At 60.6% G+C, this 16619-nt stretch carries 16 protein-coding genes; 12 read left to right on the forward strand and 4 right to left on the reverse strand.

The window, feature by feature from the left end; translation table 11 throughout:
* Positions 1-88: 88 nt before the first annotated feature.
* From ACL2XG_RS20825 to ACL2XG_RS20850, 6 genes are all read left to right on the forward strand, one after another.
* Positions 89-1792: an ABC transporter permease subunit gene (locus tag ACL2XG_RS20825; protein WP_413721362.1), complete on the forward strand. Its 1704-nt coding sequence runs from the start codon at positions 89-91 to the stop codon at positions 1790-1792.
* Positions 1773-2780, forward strand: a complete 1008-nt coding sequence (locus ACL2XG_RS20830) for an ABC transporter ATP-binding protein (protein WP_413721361.1) — start codon at positions 1773-1775, stop codon at positions 2778-2780. Before ACL2XG_RS20825 ends, ACL2XG_RS20830 begins: the two co-directional genes overlap by 20 nt.
* A gap of 66 nt (positions 2781-2846) precedes the next feature.
* Positions 2847-3794 (forward strand): dihydrodipicolinate synthase family protein, encoded by a 948-nt coding sequence (locus ACL2XG_RS20835; protein WP_413721360.1) that lies wholly within the window; start codon positions 2847-2849, stop codon positions 3792-3794.
* A gap of 93 nt (positions 3795-3887) precedes the next feature.
* The gene (locus tag ACL2XG_RS20840) at positions 3888-4925 is read left to right on the forward strand and encodes an NAD(P)H-quinone oxidoreductase (RefSeq protein WP_413721359.1); all 1038 of its coding nucleotides are present in this window, start codon (positions 3888-3890) and stop codon (positions 4923-4925) included.
* Between the two features lie 115 nt (positions 4926-5040).
* On the forward strand, positions 5041-5763 hold the full coding sequence (locus ACL2XG_RS20845; protein ID WP_413721358.1) for a tetratricopeptide repeat protein: 723 nt from the start codon (positions 5041-5043) through the stop codon (positions 5761-5763).
* Between the two features lie 179 nt (positions 5764-5942).
* Positions 5943-7100, forward strand: a complete 1158-nt coding sequence (locus ACL2XG_RS20850) for an MFS transporter (protein WP_413721357.1) — start codon at positions 5943-5945, stop codon at positions 7098-7100.
* Positions 7101-7142: 42 nt separating this feature from the next.
* Here ACL2XG_RS20850 and ACL2XG_RS20855 read toward each other — a convergent pair whose 3' ends face one another.
* On the reverse strand, positions 7143-8069 hold the full coding sequence (locus ACL2XG_RS20855; protein WP_413721356.1) for a LysR family transcriptional regulator: 927 nt from the start codon (positions 8067-8069) through the stop codon (positions 7143-7145).
* A gap of 122 nt (positions 8070-8191) precedes the next feature.
* On the opposite strand from ACL2XG_RS20855, the gene lysA reads away from it, so the two are divergent.
* Positions 8192-9454: a diaminopimelate decarboxylase gene (gene lysA, locus ACL2XG_RS20860; RefSeq protein ID WP_413721355.1), complete on the forward strand. Its 1263-nt coding sequence runs from the start codon at positions 8192-8194 to the stop codon at positions 9452-9454.
* A 47-nt stretch (positions 9455-9501) separates the two neighbouring features.
* On the opposite strand, the gene ACL2XG_RS20865 is transcribed toward lysA, so the two are convergent.
* Together ACL2XG_RS20865 and ACL2XG_RS20870 are read right to left on the reverse strand one after the other, a co-directional pair.
* A complete protein-coding gene (locus ACL2XG_RS20865) occupies positions 9502-10320 on the reverse strand; it encodes a formate/nitrite transporter family protein (RefSeq protein WP_410013662.1) in 819 nt (272 codons plus the stop codon).
* A gap of 178 nt (positions 10321-10498) precedes the next feature.
* Entirely contained in the window at positions 10499-10822 is a 324-nt protein-coding gene (locus ACL2XG_RS20870; protein WP_413721354.1) for a PTS lactose/cellobiose transporter subunit IIA, read from the reverse strand.
* A gap of 195 nt (positions 10823-11017) precedes the next feature.
* Here ACL2XG_RS20870 and ACL2XG_RS20875 point away from each other — a divergent pair, with 195 nt between their 5' ends.
* From ACL2XG_RS20875 to ACL2XG_RS20895, 5 genes are all read left to right on the forward strand, one after another.
* Positions 11018-12370 (forward strand): PTS sugar transporter subunit IIC, encoded by a 1353-nt coding sequence (locus tag ACL2XG_RS20875; protein ID WP_413721353.1) that lies wholly within the window; start codon positions 11018-11020, stop codon positions 12368-12370.
* Between the two features lie 8 nt (positions 12371-12378).
* Positions 12379-13815 carry a glycoside hydrolase family 1 protein gene (locus ACL2XG_RS20880; RefSeq protein ID WP_413721352.1) on the forward strand — a complete coding sequence of 479 codons (1437 nt, stop codon included), beginning with the start codon at positions 12379-12381 and terminating at the stop codon, positions 13813-13815.
* 11 nt (positions 13816-13826) lie between these two features.
* On the forward strand, positions 13827-14144 hold the full coding sequence (locus tag ACL2XG_RS20885; RefSeq protein WP_413721351.1) for a PTS sugar transporter subunit IIB: 318 nt from the start codon (positions 13827-13829) through the stop codon (positions 14142-14144).
* Positions 14145-14242: 98 nt separating this feature from the next.
* The gene (locus tag ACL2XG_RS20890; protein WP_410013667.1) at positions 14243-14998 is read left to right on the forward strand and encodes a GntR family transcriptional regulator; all 756 of its coding nucleotides are present in this window, start codon (positions 14243-14245) and stop codon (positions 14996-14998) included.
* Complete coding sequence (locus tag ACL2XG_RS20895; RefSeq protein ID WP_413721350.1) at positions 14998-15462, forward strand: GNAT family N-acetyltransferase; 465 nt, start codon at positions 14998-15000, stop codon at positions 15460-15462. The genes ACL2XG_RS20890 and ACL2XG_RS20895 overlap by 1 nt, the downstream gene beginning before the upstream one ends.
* A gap of 15 nt (positions 15463-15477) precedes the next feature.
* Here ACL2XG_RS20895 and galR read toward each other — a convergent pair whose 3' ends face one another.
* The gene (gene galR, locus ACL2XG_RS20900) at positions 15478-16479 is read right to left on the reverse strand and encodes an HTH-type transcriptional regulator GalR (RefSeq protein WP_410013669.1); all 1002 of its coding nucleotides are present in this window, start codon (positions 16477-16479) and stop codon (positions 15478-15480) included.
* Positions 16480-16619: the final 140 nt, after the last annotated feature.

Below are 16619 nucleotides of genomic sequence, written 5' to 3' on the forward strand. Positions count from 1 at the left end.
GGATCAACGCGGCCGACGCTTATCGTCAAAACCGCAGTCAGCCCCAGGCTGGCGGCGGTCTGCGTAAGTTCGGCCCCATGGAGAATCTATGTCGACCATAACACTGAGCGCGGCAGGCCGGGACAAGGAGACGCGGCGTTTTTCCCGCCTGTGCCTGCTGGCCCTGCCGCTGCTGGTTTTCCTGGCGCTGTTTTTTATCTGGCCGATTCTGGGCCTGCTTAAACAGGGCTTGTACAGCCAGGGCGCGCTGTCGGCGGATAATTATCTGCGCCTGCTGCAGGTGCCGATCTACCGCATCGTGCTGCAAAACACCTTTGTCATCGCCACCGTGGTGACCGGCAGCTGCGTGATCATGAGTTATCCGCTGGCTTACCTGATGGCATCGGTCAGGCCGGCGCTGTCGAAACTGCTGTTTTTTGCCGTGCTGCTGCCATTCTGGTCCAGCGCGCTGGTGCGCACATCGGCCTGGATCGCGCTGTTGCAGCAAAACGGGCCGCTGAATACGCTGCTTATCACCACCAGCCTTATCGATCATCCGATCGCCTTTCTCTATAACTTTACCGGTGTGCTGATCGGCATGACCCATGTACTGATGCCGTTCGTGGTATTACCGCTGTACGCTTCGTTCCGGGCGCTGGATAACTCGCTTATCCTGGCGGCCCAAGGCATGGGCGCCGATTCTATCGGCATATTCACCCGGGTGATTTTGCCGCTGACGCGCCCCGGCATGGTGGCGGGAGCCATTATCGTGTTTATGAACGCGGTGGGGTACTACATCACGCCTTCGCTGATGGGCGGCCCGGCGCAGCGCATGATTGCCGAGCTTATCTCGCACAATATCAGCGATGAGCTGAACTGGGGCATCGCCGCCGCGCTGGCGGGAGTATTGCTGGTGACCACGCTGTTCGCGCTGTGGCTGTTCAATCGCCTGTTCGGACTGGATAAACTCATGAGCGGCCAGGCGGGCAAGGGCAGCCAGATGAGCAGCGCCCGGCGGACGGGCGGCGGACGTATCGGCGCGCTGGCGGGCGTATTGTGCGCGGCGTTCCTGCTGTTGCCGATCCTGGTGGTGATCCCGATGAGCTTCGGCACCGGCAGCTTTCCGACCTTTCCGCCGCCGGAATACGGCGTCCGCTGGTATCGCAATTTCTTCCAGGATCCCAAATGGATGGCCGCGCTATGGCAAAGCGTCAAGGTCGGCGCGATGGTCACCGCCGCCTCGATGGCGCTGGGGGCCGCCGCCGCGCTGGGCGTCTATAAGATGCGCCCGGGCCGTAAAGGCTTGCTGGAAACGTTGTTTATTATCCCGATGTCGGTGCCGGCGATTATCACCGCCGTGGCGCTGTATTATCTGTGTGGTCCGCGCGGCTTGATCAGTAACTCGGTGGCGCTGGTTATCGGCCATACGGTGCTGGCCACCCCCTATGTCTATATTACCCTGCGCGCGGCGCTGCAAAGCTTTGATCCCAACCTGGAGCTGGCGGCGCTCAGCCTGGGCGCGAGTTGGCCGCGGATGTTCCGGCGGGTGATGCTGCCGGCCCTGCTGCCGGGCATCATCGGCGGGGCGGTGTTTGCGTTTATTACCTCGTTCGACGATGTGGTGATGGCGCTGTTCCTGACAACCCTGCGCAACCGCACGCTGCCAAAACTGATGTATGAGGGCTTGTCATTTGACTTCGACCCGACGGTCATTTCCGCGTCCTGCGTGCTGATCGCCGCCACCGCGCTGATTTTAATCGCCCACAGCCTGTTCGGTCGCCATGGAGAAAAGCATGCAACAGCTACAAGGTAAAGACGTCGCACTCAAGGGGATCCGCAAAACCTACGGTGGCGTCATTGCCCTGCCGAACGTGGACCTTGCGGTGCGGCGCGGCGAGTTTTGCACCTTACTGGGCGCCTCAGGCTCCGGCAAGACCACCTTACTGAAAATTATCGCCGGGTTTGAAATGCCGGATCGCGGCAGCGTGCACATCGCCGGAAAAAATGTCAGCAGCACGCCGATTGCCGATCGCAATATCGGCATGGTATTCCAGAACTACGCGCTGTTTCCGCATATGTCGGTGTTTGAAAATGTCGCCTTTCCGCTGCGCATGCGGCGCATGGCCAAAGCGGATATAGAACGCAAGGTGGCGGAGGCCCTGGCGCTGGTCAGCCTTGACGAGTACCGCGCGCGCATGCCGGGGGAACTGTCCGGCGGCCAGCAGCAGCGCACCGCGCTGGCGCGGGCGCTGGTATTCAATCCGGATATCCTGCTGATGGATGAGCCGCTGGGGGCGCTGGATAAAAACCTGCGCCAGACCATACAGCTGCAGATTAAACAACTGCACCGGGAACTGGGCCTGACCGTGGTGTTTGTCACCCACGATCAGGAGGAGGCGATGAATCTCTCCGATACCATCGTGATCATGGAAAACGGCGGCATTGTGGAGTCCGGCGCGCCGGAAACCTTGTACCGCCGGCCGGGCAGTCCTTTTGTCGCCGGATTTCTGGGGGAATGTAATTTTATCCAACAGGACGGCGGCGCCCGACTTGGCATCCGCCCGGAACATCTGCTGGTGGGCGACCCGGGCCGCCGGGCGGCGGTGCGCCACCGGGGCGAAATTCAGGCGGCGACCTTTTGCGGCATGCACTGGAAGCTGTTTATCGCCTCGCTGGGACAAACCATTATCGCCTATGCGCCGCCGGATATCCCAACCCTTGAGCGTACGCCCGGTCACATCGTCGACTGGGGGTTCCAGCCGGGGGACGCCATGGTATTTCACCAGGACCCGCGTGCCTGAGGGACCGCCCTCCGCCGCCGCGTCCTGGCGGACGAGACACATTTTATTCAGCAAGGTAGGGTAGATATGACCGATAAACTCAATGAACAGGCGCGCGGCGTCTATATCATTTCAGCCACCCCCTTTACCGATGACGGCGGGCTGGATTTGGACAGCGCCGATCGCCTGACCGATTTTTATTTGCAGCAGGGCGTCAGCGGTATCACCATTCTCGGCATGATGGGGGAGGCGCCCAAGCTGACGGACGACGAATCGCTGCTGTTTATGCGCCGGGTGCTGACGCGTGTCAATGGGCGGGTGCCGGTGGTGGTCGGCGTCAGCCACGCGTCCCACCGTCACGTACAGCGGCTAAGCCATACCGCCATGGAGCTGGGCGCCGCCGGCGTGATGCTGGCGCCGGTGGCCAATCTTAAAACCGACGATCAAATAAGCCAATATTATTTGACGGTGGCGGGATTGCTGGGGGGCGATGTGCCCATCTGCCTGCAGGATTTTCCCCAGTCCACCGGCGTGCATACGTCGGTGGCGGTGATCCTGCGCTTGATTGAGGCGCTGCCGCAGTTGGTGATGCTGAAACATGAAGATTTGCCGGGACTGCGCAAGCTGAGCCAGGTACGGGGACAAAGCGCGGCGCGCGGCCTGCGGCGCATCAGTATCCTGGCCGGCAACGGCGGTCTGTTTTTACCGCAGGAAATGCGGCGCGGCGCGGACGGGGCGATGACCGGATTCGCCTATCCGGAAATGCTGGTGCGGGTCTGCGCGCTGTTCCAGGCAGGCAAGGCCGAGCAGGCCGAGGATGTATTTGATGTCTATCTGCCGCTGCTGCGCCACGAATTCCAGTACGGCATCGGCCTGGCGCTGCGCAAGGAAACACTGCGCCGCCGGGGGGTGATCCGCAGTGCGGCGGTGCGGCAACCCGGCCCGGTGCTGGACGGCGACGATATGCGCGAACTGGGGCAGTTAATCGCACGACTTGAAACGCGATTACGCGAACATAGCACGGCGGATAGCTGAGCCGCGGCGCAAAATAGGCTAGGCTATCTTGCATCGGATCGTTAATTCTTTATCCCGACCCGGGATTGAAGACTTTGTTACAGGACGCTAGCTATGACTTTATCCACCGTTCCCGCCACCATGCAAGCCGTCAGGATTAAACAACCCGGCGGCCCCGAACAACTGATTGCGGCCGAGCTGCCGGTACCCCGTCCCGGTCCCGGCTACCTGCTGGTCAAGGTTGCCGCGGCGGGCGTTAACCGTCCCGACGTGTTGCAGCGTAAAGGCAGTTATCCGCCGCCCGCGGGCGCCTCCGAGCTGCCGGGGCTTGAGTTCGCGGGGGTCGTGGCGGCGCTGGGCGACGGCGCCGGGCGTTTTGCCGTCGGCGACGAGGTGTGCGGCCTGGTGGCCGGCGGCGGTTACGCCGAATATTGCGTGGTGCATGAAAGCAACGCGCTGCCGGTGCCGCAGGGCCTGTCGCTCCTGGAGGCCGCGGCGCTGCCGGAGACCTTTTTCACCGTCTGGGTTAACGTTTTCCAGCGCGGTAAGCTCAAAGCGGGGGAGATCCTGTTGGTGCACGGCGGCACCTCCGGTATCGGCACCGTCGCCATTATGCTGGCGAAGGCCTTTGGCGCCACGGTGCTGACCACCGTCGGCTCCGAAGAGAAATGCGCGGCGGCGCGCAAGCTGGGCGCCGATCATGCCATTAACTACCGTACCGAGGATTTTGTCGCACAGACGGAACGACTAACCGGCGGGCATGGCGCGGATGTGATTGTCGATCTGATTGCCGGCGACTATGTGGCGCGTAACTATGCGGCGGCGGCGATGGACGGGCGCATTGTGCAAATCGGCGTACAGGATGGCCCGGCAAAAGAGCTCAATCTGATGAAGATGCTGGCCAAGCGCCTGATCCATACCGGCTCGACGCTGCGTCCGCGTCCGGTGGCGGACAAGGCCGCCATCGCCGCCGACTTGCAGCAGCAGGTTTGGCCGCTGCTGGCGGCGGGTAAGATCCGGCCGCTGATCGAACGGGCTTTTCCGTTGCGCCAGGCCGCCGAGGCCCATGCGCTGATGGAAGGGAGCACCCATATCGGTAAAATCATGCTGGTAACCGACGCCTATGCGGATTTACTGGACGGCAACGGCTGACCGGCGGCCGTTTTTTTCGCCCGGCGGGATTCACCTTGCCGGCTTCATCTTTACTTATCGCCGCCGGCGCTTCATTATCGCGGGAGATACGGGGCGGCAGCGATATGGGCAGGGGATGGACAGGATACTGAAAACCGGGGCGTTCGCCCTGGGATTGTATAGCGCGTTGAGCTATGCGACGCCAAAAGACGAGCAGATCAAAACCGATTGCGCGCGCCTTGACGACTATGCCCAGGCGGGCAATACGGCTTATCAGCAGGGTCATATGGCGCGCGCGGCGGATGAGTTTACCGCCCAGGCCGCCTGGAGTGAATTTTGCCGTTTGCCCGCCGCGGCCATCGCGACCGCCTATAACAACGTGGCGCTGGCGCTGATCCACGCCGGCGAGCCGTTAAAGGCCGCGGCGTGGCTTTCCCTGGCGCCGGATGACGACAAAACCCGCACCAACCTGGCGCTGATCCAGCCGGTGCTTGACCGCCTGCGCCCGGCACTGGCCGCCACCCCCATGGGCACCTACTGGCGCTACGCCGGTAAAGGGGTATGGAGCACCGTTTCGGTACAGCCCGAGGGCGAGGCGTGGAAAATCAGCTTTAACGGCTTTTATATGCCGGTGATGGGGATGTACTACGGCCCGAATATGGGCGAGTTTTCGGTGGTGCAATCACTTGACGGCGGCCATGGCGTTTATCGCCAGGACGCGCAGGCGGACGGGTCGTCCTGTCAGGTCAACATGACCTTTACGGCTAATGCGGCGCACCTGGAGACCGTCTCGGGCGACTGCGGGTTCGGCATGAACGTGCGGGCGGACGGCGATTTTCAGCGGGTCTCGCTCTACTGAGCACACAGCGGTATTGGCGCCGGCCGCGGCGCGTGTTATTTTAACAATATTATAACGATTAGTCCGGCAATCGCATTGCGGCTCCCTTGGCCGCGCCCCTCTTTTCCCTACCGTACCGTCCTCATTATCGCTACATAACCTTTCCGGCCCGCGGGCGGGATGATGTATAGGAGTCTGTTATGCCTGTTGCTCTTCTGGCCCTGGCGCTGAGCGCGTTCGCCATCGGGACGACTGAATTCGTCATTATGGGCCTGTTGCCGCAAGTGGCGGAAAGCCTGGCGGTATCGCTGCCGGACGCCGGCTGGCTTATCAGCGGTTACGCCATCGGCGTGGCGGCGGGGGCGCCCATCATGGCGATCCTGACCGCCCGGCTGCCACGCAAAACCTGCCTGGCGCTGCTGATGGTGATATTTATTATCGGCAATGCCCTGTGCGCCTGGTCCTACGATTACGGTCTGCTGATGCTGGCCAGGGTGATCACGGCGCTGAGCCACGGCGCCTTTTTTGGCATCGGCGCGGTGGTGGCCGCCGGGCTGGTGCCGCCGCACCGGCGGGCGTCGGCGGTGGCGCTGATGTTTACCGGTTTGACCCTTGCCAATGTGCTGGGGGTGCCCGCCGGCACCTGGCTTGGGCAGCTGTACGGCTGGCGCGCGACGTTCTGGGGCGTCTCGCTCCTGGGCATCGTGGGATTTGTCGCCCTGCTGGCCAGCCTGCCGCCGCAGCGCGACGCGGCGCCCGCCGACCTGGCCCGGGAATTCGCCGCGCTGCGCAATGGCCGCCTGCTGCTGTCGCTGCTGATGACGGTGTGTTTCGCCGCCGCCATGTTTACTTTGTTCAGCTATATTGCGCCGCTGTTGCTGCAGGTGACCGGGGTCAGCGATCGAGGGGTCAGCTGGACGCTGTTTTTAATCGGCGCGGGTTTAACGCTGGGCAACCTGATTGGCGGCCGTCTGGCCGACTGGCGGGTCTCCTTCAGCCTGATACTGAGTTTTGCCCTGATCGCGGTGTTCTCGGTGATGTTTTACTGGACCAGCCGCGCGCTGCTGCCGGCGGAAATCACCCTGTTCTTTTGGGCGCTGGCCACCTTCAGCACCATCCCGGCGCTGCAGATTAACGTGGTGGCGCACGGCGACGACGCGCCCAACCTGGTATCGACGCTGAATATCTCCGCGTTCAATATCGGCAATGCGTTTGGCGCCTGGGCCGGCGGCAAGGTGATCGCCACCGGCCTGGGACTGACCGCGGTGCCGCTGGCCGCGGCGGCGATGGCGCTGTGCGGGCTGCTGGTGTGCCTGCTGACCTTCGCTCGTTCTCCCGGCCGGCCGGTGGCCGCATAACGTGGCCGGCGGCGGCCCCCCGGCGAATGAACGGGGACCGGGTTACGACTGTGCCAGCGCGGCGTCCAGCCGGGCGGGAACGGCGGCGGCAAACGTATGCAGGTAATCGATAAAATGGCTGACCAGGGCCGATGCCGGACGGTGCAGCGGCCGGATCAGGCTGACCGTGAACGGCACCTGATGACTGAAGGGGCGTAATACCACGCCGCCGGCGGCGTAATCCAGCGCGGTCAGCGGATTGACAATGGAAATGCCGACCCCGGCGCGTACCATCGCGCACACCGACGCGGCGCTATGGGTCTCCACCACCATGCCGCGCTCCACGCCTTCCTGGCTGAACAGCCGATCCAGCAGCTGGCGGTAGCTGTCGGTGGCCGACAGGCTGATATACGACAGACGGTGAAAATCCCGCGGGGTCAGGCGCTCCCGCCGGGTCAACGGGTGGCCGGCGGGCAGCACGCACACCTCGTTAAGGGTCATCAGGGTCTCGCGCCCGGTGCCCGCGGGGGTAAAGGTATTTTCCGTCAGGCCGATATCGTGGCGCTGGGCGGAGAGCCATTCCTCCAGCAGCGGCGACTCCTGCGGCACCACGCTCAGGCTGACCGCCGGATGACGGTCGAAAAAATCCCGGCATACCAGCGGCAGCAGCGATTGGGAAAACACCGGCAGGCAGGCCACCGACAGCTGCGCCTGGCGGAACTCGCGAATGGCCTGCGCGGCGCTGACAATACGATCCAGCCCGTAATAGGAGCGCTGCACCTCTTCAAATAGGCGCAACCCTTCGCCGGTGGGTTTCAGCCGGCCTTTAATCCGCTCGAACAGCGTCATGCGCAGCAAATGCTCGAAGCGCGCCAGCTCCCGGCTGACCGTGGGTTGCGAGGTATGGAGCAGCGCCGCCGCCTCGGTAAGATTGCCGGTGGTCATCACCGCGTGAAAGATATCGATATGTCGCAACGAAATTGCCGCCATAATACCGCTCCCGGCCCCTAAACCCATATCATAGGTGAATAGCTGACGCTAAAATAGATATTTTATCGATAGCCAGTAATAGATAAAAATAGGCTCAAAGCGGTAACACCGACGGGAACCCCATGCCACATAACCTTTTTCACACCCAAAGCGCGCTTAACGCGGTCAATTTGCGGCAACTGGCCCGGCAATACGGCGGCCCGGTGTGGGCCTATGAAGCCGAAGTGATTAACGAGCGCATCCGCCAGCTGCGGCAGTTCGACGTGATTCGTTTTGCCCAGAAGGCCTGCTCCAACATCCATATCCTGAGCCTGATGCGCGAGCAGGGGGTAAAGGTCGATGCCGTGTCCCTGGGTGAAATCGAGCGGGCGCTGGCGGCGGGCTACCGCCCGGGACAACAGCCGGCTGATATGGTGTTCACCGCCGATGTCTTTGACCGCCCGACCCTGCAGCGGGTGGTGGAGCTCGCCATCCCGGTCAACGCCGGTTCGGTGGATATGCTGGAACAACTGGGGCGGCATTCGCCCGGGCATGCGGTATGGCTGCGCATTAACCCCGGCTTCGGCCACGGCCATAGCCAGAAAACCAATACCGGCGGCGAAAACAGCAAGCACGGGATCTGGTATGCCGACCTGCCGCTGGCCATCGCGCAAATCCGGCGCTACGGCTTAAAGCTCGTCGGCCTGCATATGCATATCGGATCTGGCGTAGATTATGACCATTTGCGCCAGGTCTGCGCGGCGATGGTGCGGGAAGTTATCGCCTCCGGCCAGGATGTCCACGCCATTTCCGCCGGCGGCGGGCTGTCGGTGCCGTACCGGTTTGGCGAGGAGGCGATCAACACCGGGCATTACTTTGGCCTGTGGGATGCCGCGCGCCGTGAAATCAGCGACCATCTGGGCCATCCGGTGACGCTGGAAATCGAGCCGGGGCGTTTCCTGGTGGCGGAATCCGGCGCGCTGGTGGCGCAGGTGCAGGCGGTCAAGGAGATGGGCAGTCGCCATTTCGTGCTGGTGGACGCCGGTTTCAACGATCTGATGCGCCCGGCGATGTACGGCAGCTATCACCATATTTCGCTGATCCCGGCCGACGGCGGCGAGCCGGACGGCCGGGCGGAAATAGCGACGGTGGTGGGCGGCCCGCTGTGCGAATCGGGGGATGTGTTTACCCAGTTGGCCGGCGGCGGCATCGAGCCGCGGCCATTGCCCGCCGCCCGGGTGGGCGATTACCTGGTGTTCCATGATACCGGCGCCTACGGCGCCTCAATGTCATCCAATTACAATACCCGCCCGCTGCTGCCCGAAGTCTTGTTCACGCAGGGCCGCCCGCGCCTGATCCGCCGCCGCCAGACGCTGGATGAGCTGCTGGCGCTGGAACGCTTGTAACCCAAAACGGCGGGGTCTTCGCCGGCGGCGCGGCGGTACCCGGGAACTCAGGCTTTGCTGCGCCCGGCCGCCGGCAACGGCGCCGCGGCCGCGGTGTCGGACGCCATGGGGCGATAGGCAATATAATAGACCAGCGCGACAAAGATGGCGCCGCCGGCGGCGTTGCCCAGGAACACGCCGGGGAAGTTGCCCCAGTACTGCGCCCAGGTCGCCTGCCCGGCAAAAATCGCCGCCGGAATCACGAACATATTGGCCACCACGTGCTGGAAGCCGAGATCGACAAACGCCATGATCGGAAACCAGATACCCAGGATCTTACTAGCCACATCCTTGCCGCTGTATGCCAGCCATACCGCCAGGCTCACCAGCCAGTTGCAGCCGATGCCGGAAATAAAGGCGTGCAGGAAATCGGCGGAAATCTTTGCCTGGGCGGTGGCCGCGGTTTTGGCCAGGAACGCGCCTTCGGTCAGGCCGAGCACGTGGCCGAAAAACCACGCAATCAAAATGCTGCCGGCAAAGTTGGCGACGGTAATCCAGAACCAGTTGCGTATCAGCGACATAAAAGAGATTTGCCGCGCCAGCCAGGCAATAGGCAGCGTCATCATATTGCCGGTCAGGAGTTCTCCTCCGGCGATAAGCGTCAGCACCAGCCCCACCGGGAACACCGCCGCCCCTAAAAAGACGCCGAACGACCCCCAGTCGGCGGGCAGGCTGGCGGTCACATGGATATCCAGCATAAAACCTATCGCGATATACGCACCGGCCAGACAGCCGAGCACCAGTAAATAGGGGAGCGGCGCGCGGCTTTTGGTGGCGCCCGTTTGCACAGCGATTGCTGCGACTTCTTTAGGAGAATGAAACGACATGGTAGTTTATATGTTAAAAGAAAGTGGTGATTCGCATCATATCCTCCCCCCGCAGCGAAGCCAACGGTTGGCCGCTAAAAGAGTGTTAAAAATTAAAACACCGTTCTGCACCGACATGGCCGCGGGCTTCAGGCCGCGCCGGCCATTCGCCGCCGGCGCGGCTTAAGGCCCGTGCGGATCAGCGCGCGGCGAGGTCCGCCAGCTCGCGGCGCAGCAGGATAAATTCCTGCGCCAGATCCTGGCACAGCATGGCGGTCATCAAATGATCCTGCGCGTGGACCATGATTAAATTGACCGGCACCTTGCCCGTCCCTTCATCCAGCCCGATAAGCCGCGTCTGGATGGCGTGGGCGCGGCGCGAGGCCTGGCGCGCCGCTTCCATCCTCTCCCGCGCCTCGTCCCAGTTGCGTTCCCGCGCCGACTGGATGGCGCTCATGCTCTCGGAACGGGCTTCGCCGGCGTTAATCAGCAATTCCATCACGGTTTGTTCAAAATCTTCCATTCGCCACCTCTATTGGTATACCAAATTTGGTAATTTCATCATATTGGAATTCCAATGTTGGCTTGTGAGAGCATGATCACAGAAAATAAATTCAGTTACGCTAGTTTTTGGTATGCCAAACCCACAATAAAACCTGCCGGCTACCGGCAAACGTGCATATCAATAGGCTTAACTCACTGATGATGAGGTGGTGTCATGTCATTTAAGGATCGTATGATCGATTCTCTGGGATCGTTTGCCACTAAATTTAATAGCTTTCGCTATATTATGGCGATCAAGGCGGCATTTATTACCTTAATGCCGGTCATCATTGTCGGCGCGTTTTCGGTGTTGATCTCCAATATGGTGCTCGATCCGGTTAACGGCCTCGCCAGTTTTAGTTTCTTCGCGCCGCTGGCGACGCTCAAGCCTATTATGAGCAGTATTAACTACGCCACCCTGAATTTTTTAACCATCGGCGCGGTATTCCTAATCGGTATTGAGCTGGGCCGGCTTAATGGGTCACGCACCTTATTTCCCGGGCTGCTGGCGGTAATTTGTTTTATCGCCGTCACGCCGACCACGCTGCAGTTAATGGTCGGCGACCAGATGATGGTGGTCAAGGACGTGCTGGCGCGGCAGTTTTCGGATACCAAGAGCCTGTTCCTCGGCATGTTTATGGCGATTTTATCGGTGGAGGTTTATTCGCGCCTGGAAAAGGTGGATAAATTCCGCATTAAGATGCCGGATACCGTGCCGCCCAATGTGTCCGCGTCTTTTACCGCCCTGATCCCGGCCATTATTACCGTGCTGCTGCTGGCGACCTTTGGGTTCGTCTTCCAGCGCGTGACCGGCATGTATCTGTACGATGCGGTATATAAGGTGGTACAGCAGCCGCTGGAATCGGTGGTGCAAAGCCTGCCGGGCATCCTGGTGCTGATGTTCGTCGCCCAGATGTTCTGGGTCATCGGCATTCACGGCAACCAAATGATTAAGCCGATTCGCGAACCTTTATTGCTCGGCGCCATTACCGTCAATATGACCGCGTTTGAACAGGGCAAGGATATTCCCAATATCATTACCATGCCGTTTTGGGATGTGTATATGAGCATCGGCGGTTCCGGCCTGACCATCGGATTATTAATGGCGGTATTGTTTACATCCAAGCGCAAGGAGATGAAAGAAATCGCTAAATTATCCCTTGGTCCCTCGGTGTTTAATATTAATGAACCGGTGATCTTCGGCATGCCGATCATGCTTAATCCGATCCTGGCCATTCCTTTTATTATTACGCCGCTGGTCACCGGCACCATCGGCTATTTCGCCACCAGCCTGGGTTTTGCCGACAAGGCGGTGGTGATGGTGCCCTGGACCACGCCGCCGCTGATTAACGCCTGGCTGTCCACCGCCGGATCGATGGGCGCGGTGATTACGCAGCTGTGCTGCATCGTGGTGTCGTTCCTGATCTATCTGCCTTTTGTCCATGTGGCGTCGCGCCGCGCGGACCAGGCGCAGCTGGCGGCGGAAATGAGCGAATCATCCCGCGCGCAAACCCTTAAGTCATCGTGAGGACGGACATGAGCAAGGTTAGCATCGCCATCCCGGCGGATTTTATCCTGGGCGCCGCGGCGTCCGCCTGGCAAACCGAGGGCTGGAGCGGCAAGAAGCCGGGCCAGGATTCTTATCTCGACCTGTGGTACCAGCAGGACCGCCACGTCTGGCATAACGGCTATGGCCCGGCGGTGTCCACCGATTTTATCCATCGCTACGCCGAAGACGTGGCGCTGATGAAGCAGGCCGGGCTGACGCATTACCGCACCTCGATCAACTGGTCGCGTTTCCTGGTGGATCACGAGCAGGTGATTGTCGATGAAGACTATGCGGCCTATATCGATAATTTTCTTGATGAGATGATCAGGCAGGGTATTGAGCCGATGATCTGCCTGGAGCATTACGAGCTGCCTGCCTGCCTGCTGGAACGCCATGGCGGCTGGCAGTCGAAGCGGGTGGTGGAACTGTTTGTCCGTTACGCGGAAAAAGTGTTCGCGCGTTATGCCGGCAAGGTGAAGCGCTGGTTTTCCTTTAACGAGCCGATCGTGGTGCAGACCCGGGTTTACCTGGATGCCCTGCGTTATCCCTATGAACAGAATACCCATAAATGGATGCAGTGGAACCATCATAAAATCCTCGCCACCGCCCGGCTGGTACAGTTGTTTGAAGAACAAGGCTACCGGCGCGGCGGCGGATCGCTCGGGGTTATCCTTAATCCGGAGGTGACCTATGCCCGTTCCAGCGCTCCCCATGACCAGCGGGCGGCGCATCTCTACGATCTGTTTTATAACCGGGTATTCCTCGATCCGCTGCTGCTGGGCGTCTATCCACCGGAGTTAATGGAACTGCTGCGCCGCCATGGGGTCGAGTGGCAGTACGACGCGCAGGAACTGGATATTATCCGCCGTTATCCGGTGCATGAGGTGGGGATTAATCTTTATTATCCCCATCGGGTCAAGGCCCCCAGCCGCCAGTGGAATGACAATACCCCGTTCCATCCGGCATATTATTATGAGCCGTTCGAGCTGCCGGGACGGCGGATGAATCCCTCGCGCGGCTGGGAAATCCATCCCCGGATTGTCTATGACATGGCGCAGCGGATGAACCGCGATTATCCGGATATGCCCTGGTTTATCGCCGAAAACGGCATGGGCGTTGAACATGAGGAACGCTTTAAAGACCCCGCCGGCGTGATCCAGGATGATTACCGCATCGACTTTATCGCCGAACATCTGTACTGGGCGTTAAAAGCCCGGGAGGAGGGCGCGCGCTGCCTGGGTTATATGCTCTGGGCGTTTACCGATAATGTTTCGCCGATGAACGCGTTTAAAAACCGCTATGGTCTGATTGAAATCGACCTGCAGCAACAGTTGCGCCGGCAGCCGAAAAAATCCGCCGCCTGGTTCGCCCGCTTAAGCGCTACCCGTACCCTGGCGTTAACGCTCGATGACGAAGATAAATAAGAGGAATACCTATGAAACGTATCGTCCTGGCCTGTTCCGCGGGCATGTCCACCTCGCTGGTGGTGACCAAAATGGAAAAGGAAGCGGCCAGCCGCTCCCTGGAATACAAGATTTACGCCATCCCCGAACAAAACCTGCGCGATGAGCTGCAAACGTTCGGCAACGATATCCTGGTCGTGTTGCTGGGGCCGCAGGTGCGCTTTAAACTGGCGGAAAACAAAAAGCTGACCGATGAATACCAGATCCCCATCGCGGTAATCGATTCGGTGGCCTATGGCACTTTAAACGGCGCGAAAGTACTCGATCAGGCCCTGGGTTTGTTACACTAGCCCGCGCGCCGGCAAACGGCAGGAAGCAAGCCTGCCGTCCTGTCGCGGGCATATCGTGTTTCAGGCTACGCGTTAACGGGCGAGGGGAAGAAGGTGTGATGTTGCAGGAAAAAAAACAGTATCAGGAAATTGGCCGGGATCTGCGGCAGAAGATCCAGTCAGGTCATTACCCGATCGGTACGCGTTTGCCCCCGGAGCGTAATATTGCGGAAACCTACGGCGTCAGCCGCACCATTATCCGCGAGGCCCTCCTGATGCTGGAGCTGGAGGGGGTAGTGGATATCCGCCAGGGTTCCGGCGTATATGTGATACGCATTCCGGGCGGGGATACCGAGGGAACCCATTACCTTGAAAGCGAGGTGGGGCCGTTTGAACTGCTGCAGGCCCGCCAGCTTCTGGAGAGCAATATCGCCGCGTTCGCCGCCAAAATGGCCACCAAAATGGACATTGAAAACCTGCGCCGGACGCTGGAGCAGGAGCAGCGCGACATTATTACCAACGAGCGCAGCGAGAACAACGATAAGCTGTTTCACGAGCTGATTGCCGGCGCCACGCAAAACCAGATGCTGCTGGAAACGGTAAAATCCATCTGGCTGCGGCAGGAATCCAGCGCGTTGTGGCAGCAGCTCTACAGCCATATAGATACGCGTTCCCTGCGGCTGCGCTGGCTGGCGGATCATCAGAATATTCTGGTGGCCCTGCGCCGGCGCGACGTGATGGCCTCCTACCAGTGCATGTGGCAGCATATGGAAAGCGTCAAAAACACCCTGATGGAAATTTCCGATGCCGATGCGCCGGAATTCGACGGCTTTTTGTTTGAATCGGTGCCCATTTTCCAGGGAAAACTGGTCTGATGCCGGTGGTGATTGCCCCGCTGGCGGACCATGCCCGGCATAAAGAACAGGTGACCGACTGGCTATGGCGCGCTTTCGGCCACGGCGCCGGCCGGGGGTTCTATGCCGCCATCGTCGACAATGGCATGCGCCGGGACGGCCTGCCGATCACCTTTATCGCCCTTGACGACGGCCGCCCGGTGGGCACCGTGGGCCTGTGGCGCAGCGATCTGTTGAGCCGCCAGGACCTCACCCCCTGGCTGGCGGCGCTGTATGTCGATGAAGCATACCGGGGGCGGGGCCTGGGACGGCAGCTGCAGGCGTTTGTGCAGGATTTCAGCCGCCGGGCCGGTTTCGGTTCCCTGTATTTGTATGCCACCTTTACCGGCTATTATGAACGCCACGGCTGGGACTATATCGGCGACGGGATCGAATATCCCGATATGCCGGTGCATCTCTATCAGCTGCGCGCGGACGCCCGGTAAATCCGCGGTCGCCACTTAAGGCGGCGGCGCGACCGAGTGACGCCTTACCAGGGTCGGGCTGAAGGTATTGGTCACCTCCGGCAGCGGGTCCCCGTTCGCCAGCGCCAGCGCCAGCTGCGCCGCCTGGGTGGCCATCGCCACCACCGGATAGCGGATAGTGGTCAGGCGCGGTCGCAGGTAACGTGAAATCAGCACATCGTCAAAGCCGACCAGCGAGATTTGCTCCGGCACGTCGATACCATTATCGCTGAGGACCGCCAGCGCGCCGGCGGCCATGGAATCGTTGTAACAGGCGATGGCGGTAAAATTACGCCCGCGCCCCAGCAGGCTGGTAATGGCCTGCTCGCCGCCCACCTCGTCGGGTTCGCCGTAGGCGATAAGCTTCTCATCCACCTCGATATCATGATCCTTCAGCGCATCCAGATAGCCCTGCAATCGATCGGTGCTGTCGGAAATGGGATGGCTTGAACAGATAAACGCAATGCGCCGGTGGCCCTGCTGAATCAGGTGGCGGGTGGCCAGCCAGGCGCCATAACGGTCGTCGAGGGCCACGCAGCGGCTGGCATAGGCCGGCAGAATGCGGTTAATCAGCACCATGCCCGGAATATGCGCCATCAGGGCGTTAAGCTCCTCTTCGGGGATCATCTGCGCATGAACCACCAGCGCGGCGCAGCGGTGGCGGATCAACTGCTCGATGGCCTGCCGTTCCTGCTCCAGGATATGGTAGCCGTTGCCAATCAGCAGAAAGTTACCGGTGCGATAGGCTACCTGCTCCACCGCCTTGACCATGGCGCCGAAAAACGGATCGGATACGTCCGAGACGATAAGCCCCACCGTTTCGGTGGATTGCTGCGCCAGCGCCCGGGCATTGGCGTTGGGATGATATTGCAGCTCTTCCATGGCGCCAAGCACCGCCTGGCGGGAATTGTCGCTGGCCTTCGGTGAATTATTGATAACGCGCGAGACTGTGGCGACTGATACACCCGCCAGTTTAGCTACATCCTTTATGGTGGCCATATCGCTTACAAGCTCTCAATAGGGTAATCGTTTACATTATTAAGTTTTACGGAAAAAGCCCGCCGATGCAAGGCGTTGGCGCACAGCTTTGGTGATCGCTGCGGGATAAATGAAAATTATCGCCGCGACTGATTTTCTGC

This window comes from Sodalis sp. RH24 (assembly GCF_047324145.1).
Classification (GTDB): domain Bacteria; phylum Pseudomonadota; class Gammaproteobacteria; order Enterobacterales; family Enterobacteriaceae; genus Acerihabitans.

What these genes read in the sequence shown, in the direction of transcription:
- ACL2XG_RS20825 (WP_413721362.1), top strand. Translation starts at nt 89, where the DNA reads ATGTCGACCATAACACTGAGCGCGGCAGGCCGGGACAAGGAGACGCGG.
- ACL2XG_RS20830 (WP_413721361.1), top strand. Translation starts at nt 1,773, where the DNA reads ATGCAACAGCTACAAGGTAAAGACGTCGCACTCAAGGGGATCCGCAAA.
- ACL2XG_RS20835 (WP_413721360.1), top strand. Translation starts at nt 2,847, where the DNA reads ATGACCGATAAACTCAATGAACAGGCGCGCGGCGTCTATATCATTTCA.
- ACL2XG_RS20840 (WP_413721359.1), top strand. Translation starts at nt 3,888, where the DNA reads ATGACTTTATCCACCGTTCCCGCCACCATGCAAGCCGTCAGGATTAAA.
- ACL2XG_RS20845 (WP_413721358.1), top strand. Translation starts at nt 5,041, where the DNA reads ATGGACAGGATACTGAAAACCGGGGCGTTCGCCCTGGGATTGTATAGC.
- ACL2XG_RS20850 (WP_413721357.1), top strand. Translation starts at nt 5,943, where the DNA reads ATGCCTGTTGCTCTTCTGGCCCTGGCGCTGAGCGCGTTCGCCATCGGG.
- ACL2XG_RS20855 (WP_413721356.1), bottom strand. Translation starts at nt 8,069, where the DNA reads ATGGCGGCAATTTCGTTGCGACATATCGATATCTTTCACGCGGTGATG.
- lysA (WP_413721355.1), top strand. Translation starts at nt 8,192, where the DNA reads ATGCCACATAACCTTTTTCACACCCAAAGCGCGCTTAACGCGGTCAAT.
- ACL2XG_RS20865 (WP_410013662.1), bottom strand. Translation starts at nt 10,320, where the DNA reads ATGTCGTTTCATTCTCCTAAAGAAGTCGCAGCAATCGCTGTGCAAACG.
- ACL2XG_RS20870 (WP_413721354.1), bottom strand. Translation starts at nt 10,822, where the DNA reads ATGGAAGATTTTGAACAAACCGTGATGGAATTGCTGATTAACGCCGGC.
- ACL2XG_RS20875 (WP_413721353.1), top strand. Translation starts at nt 11,018, where the DNA reads ATGTCATTTAAGGATCGTATGATCGATTCTCTGGGATCGTTTGCCACT.
- ACL2XG_RS20880 (WP_413721352.1), top strand. Translation starts at nt 12,379, where the DNA reads ATGAGCAAGGTTAGCATCGCCATCCCGGCGGATTTTATCCTGGGCGCC.
- ACL2XG_RS20885 (WP_413721351.1), top strand. Translation starts at nt 13,827, where the DNA reads ATGAAACGTATCGTCCTGGCCTGTTCCGCGGGCATGTCCACCTCGCTG.
- ACL2XG_RS20890 (WP_410013667.1), top strand. Translation starts at nt 14,243, where the DNA reads ATGTTGCAGGAAAAAAAACAGTATCAGGAAATTGGCCGGGATCTGCGG.
- ACL2XG_RS20895 (WP_413721350.1), top strand. Translation starts at nt 14,998, where the DNA reads ATGCCGGTGGTGATTGCCCCGCTGGCGGACCATGCCCGGCATAAAGAA.
- galR (WP_410013669.1), bottom strand. Translation starts at nt 16,479, where the DNA reads ATGGCCACCATAAAGGATGTAGCTAAACTGGCGGGTGTATCAGTCGCC.